Source organism: Rhodopseudomonas sp. B29 (assembly GCF_000333455.1).
Lineage (GTDB): Bacteria > Pseudomonadota > Alphaproteobacteria > Rhizobiales > Xanthobacteraceae > Rhodopseudomonas.
On record NZ_BADD01000538.1, the window covers coordinates 1 to 5,147 of the forward strand.

The window sequence follows — 5,147 nt, forward strand, 5'->3', positions numbered from 1 at the left end:
GTCGTCGATCGACTGGTTCTGGCACACCATGCAGCGCAATTCGCGCGACAGCTCGCGTGCGCGAGCCTCCTGCGCCGGGTTGCTCATCACCTCGTCGGGCTGCACGGCGAATGCAGAGGGGATCGACAGGACCAACAGTCCCAGCACAAAAAGCAGAGCCCCTACTCGCTTCATCGCAGTCTCCCTCTTGCGTTGCGGCCGTTATGTACGCCAGGGACGCCGGCCCGCCAAATGCTATAGCCCTCAGAAACGGTTGACGGAAATATCGCTTTGTGCGATATTTCCGTCATGGAGATCGCTTTCACGCCGGCCGCCACGCGCCAGTGGCTGAAGCTGTCGCCTCAAATCCGAGCACGGATCAAGGCCAAGCTCGACGTTTTTGCCGCAACCGGGAATGGCGATATCAAGAAGATGAAAGGGCAGACCGGCGCACGACTTCGTGTCGGAGACTGGCGCGTCATCTTCTACGAAGAAGCCGACACGATCATCGTGGCGGCGGTCGGCCACCGTCGCGAAGTCTACGATTGAAGAGGACGCAATGAAGGTCAAATTCCAATCGACGCCGGCAGGCGAGGTCGCGATCCTTCCGCGCTCCGAATACGAGAGGCTGCGCGAGATCGAACGGGAGAGCTTGGAGGATGCCGGTACGGCTCGTGTAGTGGCGCAAGCGAGAGATACCGTCGCCGGCGGTGCGCCGCTTTTACCGATAAATATCGTCGAACGCATAGCCAATGGAGAAAATCCGGTGCGAGTACTGCGCGACTGGAAAAACAAGACGCAGATGGAACTCGCCGTAAGCGTAGGAATCACCCAGAATTATCTATCCGAGATCGAAAACGGAAAACGCAAGGGGCCGTTCGAATTGCACAGCAAGATCGCAAAGAGCCTCGATGTGCCAATCGACCTTCTCGCCCCAATCGCTATTTCGATGCAGGAGGCTGATCCGGTGCGTTTCGCCGAAAGAAAGAAAGCTGTCTCCGAAATTCGCCGGAGCCGCGGCCAGAAATAATCTACTCCGCCGGCTGCAGGGCACGCGGCGCTCTGGCCGGCTTCGGCGCGCCAACACGGAGGCGGCGGTCGGACAGCGACAACAAGCCACCGAGTGCCATCAGCACGGGACCGAACCAGATCAGCAGCACGAACGGCTTGTGATAGATCCGCACCGTGACGGCGCCGTCGGCCGCGATATCACCCAATGAGATGTAAAGCTGGCTGACGCCGCGGCTCATCAACGCCGCTTCGGTCGTCGACGAGCCACGAGTCGTGAAGGTGCGCTTCGACGGCGTCATAGCGCCTATCGCGCGGCCATCAGCGCTCACCGAGAACTTGGTCAGCAGTTCGCGATAGTTCGGTCCCTGACGCTGGGTGGCGCCATCGAACTTGAACTCGTAGCCGGCCACCTTCGCGCTATCACCCGGCTTCATGGCAGCGATGTGCTCGCTGTTCCAGGTCGTCTCACAGACGATGCCGATCAACGCCACGCCAAGGCCCGCGTGAGCAAACAACGTGCCCCAGGCCGAGCGCGGCAGACCGGCAGCACGGCGCAGCGAGATCGCCGGCGCGGTCCGAAACAAAGCGATGCGCTCGGCGACATCGACCAGCGCACCGGCGATGACGAACACTGCGAGTCCGATCGCCAGCGGCGCCAGCGCTGCTCCCCGTGTCGTCCAGGCCCACACCACTGCGACCGCGAGCAGCGCCACAACGCCGGCTGCGATCAGCCGCTGCGACGCAGCGATAAGGTCACCACGCTTCCACGCCAGCAGCGGGCCGAACGGCACGGCGATCAGCAGCGGCACCATCAAGGGCCCGAAGGTGAGATTGAAGAACGGCGCGCCGACCGAAATCTTGTCGCCGGTCAGCACCTCGAGCGCGAGCGGATACAGTGTGCCGACGAACACCGTGGCGCAGGCGGTGGTGAGGAACAGATTGTTCAGCACCAGTGAGCCTTCACGCGAGATCGGCGCGAACAGCCCGCCCTGCTTCAGCGCGGAGGCACGCCAGGCAAACAGCGACAGGCTGCCGCCGATGAACACGCACAGGATCGCAAGGATGAACACGCCGCGCGACGGATCGGTGGCGAAGGCGTGTACCGAAGTCAGGACGCCCGAACGCACCAGGAAGGTGCCGAGTAACGACAGCGAGAAGGTCAGGATCGACAGCAGGATCGTCCAGACCTTGAGCGCGTTTCGCTTCTCCATCACCAGCGCAGAGTGCAGCAGCGCGGTGCCGGCCAGCCACGGCATCAACGAGGCGTTCTCGACCGGGTCCCAGAACCACCAGCCGCCCCATCCGAGTTCGTAGTAGGCCCAGTACGAGCCCATCGCGATGCCGAGCGTGAGGAAGATCCACGCCATCAGCGTCCACGGCCGCACCCAGCGTGCCCAGGCGGCGTCGAGCCGGCCCTCGAGCAAAGCCGCGGCGGCGAAGGAGAACGAGATCGAGAACCCGACATAGCCGAGATAGAGCATCGGCGGATGCACCGCGAGGCCGATGTCCTGCAGCACCGGATTGAGATCGCGGCCTTCGATCGGCGGATTGGCGATGCGAACGAACGGGTTCGAAGTGATCAGGATGAACAGATAGAACGCGCTGGCGATCCACGCCTGCACCGCCAGCACATGGGCGCGCAGCGACAGCGGCAGGTTGTTGCCGAAGGCGGCGACGAGAGCGCCGAACAGCGCCAGGATCGACACCCACAGCAGCATCGACCCTTCGTGGTTTCCCCACACGCCGGTGATCTTGTAGAGCAGCGGCTTCATCGAGTGCGAATTCTCGTAGACGTTCAGCACCGAGAAGTCGGAGGTGACGTGCAGCCAGGTCAGCGCCACGAACGAGGCGCCGACGAACAGGAACTGCGCCAGCGCGCTGGAGCGCGAAACGTTCATCAGCGCCGCATCATTGAGCCGCGCGCCGAGCAACGGCACGGTCGACTGGATCAGCGCCAGCGCCAGCGCCAACACCAGCGCGTAGTGGCCCGCCTCGGCGATCACTTGGTGGCCTCCGCGGCACTGGCCGACGTCGCGTTGGCCGAAGTCGCGTTCGGCGGCTTCTTCTCGTAATCGTCCTTCCAGTGGCCCTGCTTCTTCAGCGCGTCGGCGACCTCCTTCGGCATGTACTTCTCGTCGTGCTTGGCCAGCACGGTGTCGGCCTCGAATACGCCGGCCTTGTCGAGCGAGCCTTCGGCGACCACACCCTGCCCCTCGCGGAACAGATCGGGCAGGATGCCCTTGAAGGCGACCGGCAGCGTCGCGTCGCCGTCAGTGACCTTGAACGACACCTGCAACTGATCGCCGCGCTTGACCGAGCCGGGTTCGACCACGCCGCCGAGCCGGAAGCGCTTGCCGGCGGCGACGTGCTGCTCGGCCACCATCTTGGGCGTCGAGAAGAACACGATGGAGTCGCGGAGCGCATTGAGCACCAGCCCGACCGCGACCGCGAGCACCACGCCCGCGCCGCCGATCATCACCAACCGCCGCTGTTTACGCGTCATGATCCGCCTTCGCTTGGCGACCGTAGCCGCCGATTATTTCGATCGCGCCATCCGCAGGCTGCTGCAGCAATTTGGCCGAAACACGCACCATCAGCCGTCGAGCCCGAGATTCTTCAAGCCGTCGTTGAGTTGCTTCAGTCGCTCGGCATTGCCGGAGACCGCCTGCCGGGCTTCGGCCTGAGCACCCTTGGCCTTTTCGGCATCGCCCATCACCATGTAGGCGCGGACCAGCCGCAACCAACCGTCGACGTCGTCGCCGTTCTGCTTGAGCTTGGCGGCGAGCTTGTCGACCATGCCCTGGATCATCGCACTGCGCTCGGCCGGGCTCATATTCTGCGCCGCGGCAGCAGCGCCCTCCGGCAGATCGGGCATCTTGGCGCCTTCAACACGCGCCAGTTGCGCCTGCACCATCGGCCGCCACGGCGCGTCCTGCCCGGCCTTTTCGAGCATCCCGCGCCAGGTCGCAGCCGCGTCCTTCGGTCGGCCGTCCTGCTCCGCGGCGAGGCCGAGGAAGTAGTTGGCCTTGGCCTCGTTGGGATTGAGCTTCACCGCGCGCTCGAATTCCGACTTGGCCTCGTCGGTGATGACGCCGCCGGCGGCGGCCGCAATCACCTCGCCGAGATCGGCGCGACGCTCGGCGCTGTCGCCGGCGTAAGTGATGGCGTTGCGATAGGCGCGCACGGCATCCGGAAGCCGGCCGGTCTTGGCCAGCACCGGCGCCAATACGGCCCAGCCGCGACCGTCCGTGGGGTTTTTCTCGAGATGCGCCTCGACCTGCGCGATCAGAGCGTCGAGCGGCTGCGACTGCGGCGGCTCTTGCTTCCGGGCGGTCAAAGGCTGGTCGTCCTGCAACGGCGAGCCAAGCGGCAGGTAGATCGCCAGTGCCAACACCGGCAGACCGATCAGTGCGAACAGCGCCACCGCACGGCGTGGCCCGCGACGCGCCGCCACGGGCGCGGCGCGTTCGGCCTCATCGCTGGCGAGCAGTCGACGGCTGATTTCGACGCGGGCAGCGGAAGCCTCGGCCGGCCCGATCAAACCCAGCTCCGCGTCGCGATCGACTTCGGCGAGCTGGTCCTTGTAGACGGTCGCTTCGGTGCCCTGCGCCAGCGCCGCGCGGCTGCCGCGCCCGAGCGGCCACAGCACCGCAAAGGCAGCGGCGGCCGTCATCATCGCGAACACAAACCAGAGCGTCATCGAGGCGAAATTCCGGCTGAGCGGTTCCGGGTGGAGCGCGGGACGCGCTTACGCGGCGCGATGCGCCGGGTCGGCGCCTTACACCACGGCCAAAACCGCGGCGCAATTGACATTTGCGACACCGTTACGGCAGCTCGCCGGGCCAAAATTGATCTGAATCAACCGCTGGTTAGCCAGCCCGCGCCGGCTTGCGCTCGACCACCACCATGGCGCTTTCGACGGCGCGGTGCATCAGCGAAGCATAATCCTCGCCGAAAAGCAGTTCGCAGAACCGAATCGCCGCCTCGGCCTGCATGTGGCGGAACGGTTTCACCTTCGGGTCCGAGCCCCGCAGCGACTGAACCAGCGCCTCGGTGGATTTCTCGACGTATTGCTGCAGCTCCGAATAGGTGCGCAGCGTCACTTCGTTGATCGCCAGCTCGCTGGCGTAGGTCCGGCACACCGCGACGAAATCGAT

6 protein-coding genes and 1 pseudogene are annotated in these 5,147 nt (G+C 64.9%); 2 read left to right on the forward strand and 5 right to left on the reverse strand.

From position 1 onward, the window contains the following. Positions 1-174 (reverse strand): cytochrome c-type biogenesis protein CcmH (locus tag I5M_RS18980; RefSeq protein ID WP_148287903.1); only part of this gene is annotated, 174 nt, incomplete at its 3' end. A 114-nt stretch (positions 175-288) separates the two neighbouring features. Here I5M_RS18980 and I5M_RS18985 point away from each other — a divergent pair. Next, positions 289-528 (forward strand): type II toxin-antitoxin system RelE/ParE family toxin, encoded by a 240-nt coding sequence (locus tag I5M_RS18985; protein ID WP_022722840.1) that lies wholly within the window; start codon positions 289-291, stop codon positions 526-528. A gap of 10 nt (positions 529-538) precedes the next feature. Next, on the forward strand, positions 539-1,009 hold the full coding sequence (locus tag I5M_RS30120) for a helix-turn-helix transcriptional regulator (RefSeq protein ID WP_022722841.1): 471 nt from the start codon (positions 539-541) through the stop codon (positions 1,007-1,009). Position 1,010: 1 nt separating this feature from the next. On the opposite strand, the gene I5M_RS18995 is transcribed toward I5M_RS30120, so the two are convergent. The 4 genes and pseudogenes from I5M_RS18995 to I5M_RS19015 form a co-directional block, all read right to left on the reverse strand. Continuing rightward, the gene (locus I5M_RS18995) at positions 1,011-2,993 is read right to left on the reverse strand and encodes a heme lyase CcmF/NrfE family subunit (protein ID WP_022722842.1); all 1,983 of its coding nucleotides are present in this window, start codon (positions 2,991-2,993) and stop codon (positions 1,011-1,013) included. Further along, entirely contained in the window at positions 2,990-3,493 is a 504-nt protein-coding gene (gene ccmE, locus I5M_RS19000; protein WP_022722843.1) for a cytochrome c maturation protein CcmE, read from the reverse strand. The genes I5M_RS18995 and ccmE overlap by 4 nt, the downstream gene beginning before the upstream one ends. Positions 3,494-3,583: 90 nt before the next feature. Continuing rightward, positions 3,584-4,690, reverse strand: a complete 1,107-nt coding sequence (gene ccmI / locus I5M_RS19010) for a c-type cytochrome biogenesis protein CcmI (RefSeq protein WP_022722845.1) — start codon at positions 4,688-4,690, stop codon at positions 3,584-3,586. A gap of 169 nt (positions 4,691-4,859) precedes the next feature. Beyond that, positions 4,860-5,147: pseudogene (locus tag I5M_RS19015) on the reverse strand (hypothetical protein); the annotation flags it as partial.

Excerpts from the sequence above, each read along its gene's own strand:
- I5M_RS18985 (WP_022722840.1), top strand. The coding sequence starts at position 289 with ATGGAGATCGCTTTCACGCCGGCCGCCACGCGCCAGTGGCTGAAGCTG.
- I5M_RS30120 (WP_022722841.1), top strand. The coding sequence starts at position 539 with ATGAAGGTCAAATTCCAATCGACGCCGGCAGGCGAGGTCGCGATCCTT.
- ccmE (WP_022722843.1), bottom strand. The coding sequence starts at position 3,493 with ATGACGCGTAAACAGCGGCGGTTGGTGATGATCGGCGGCGCGGGCGTG.
- ccmI (WP_022722845.1), bottom strand. The coding sequence starts at position 4,690 with ATGACGCTCTGGTTTGTGTTCGCGATGATGACGGCCGCCGCTGCCTTT.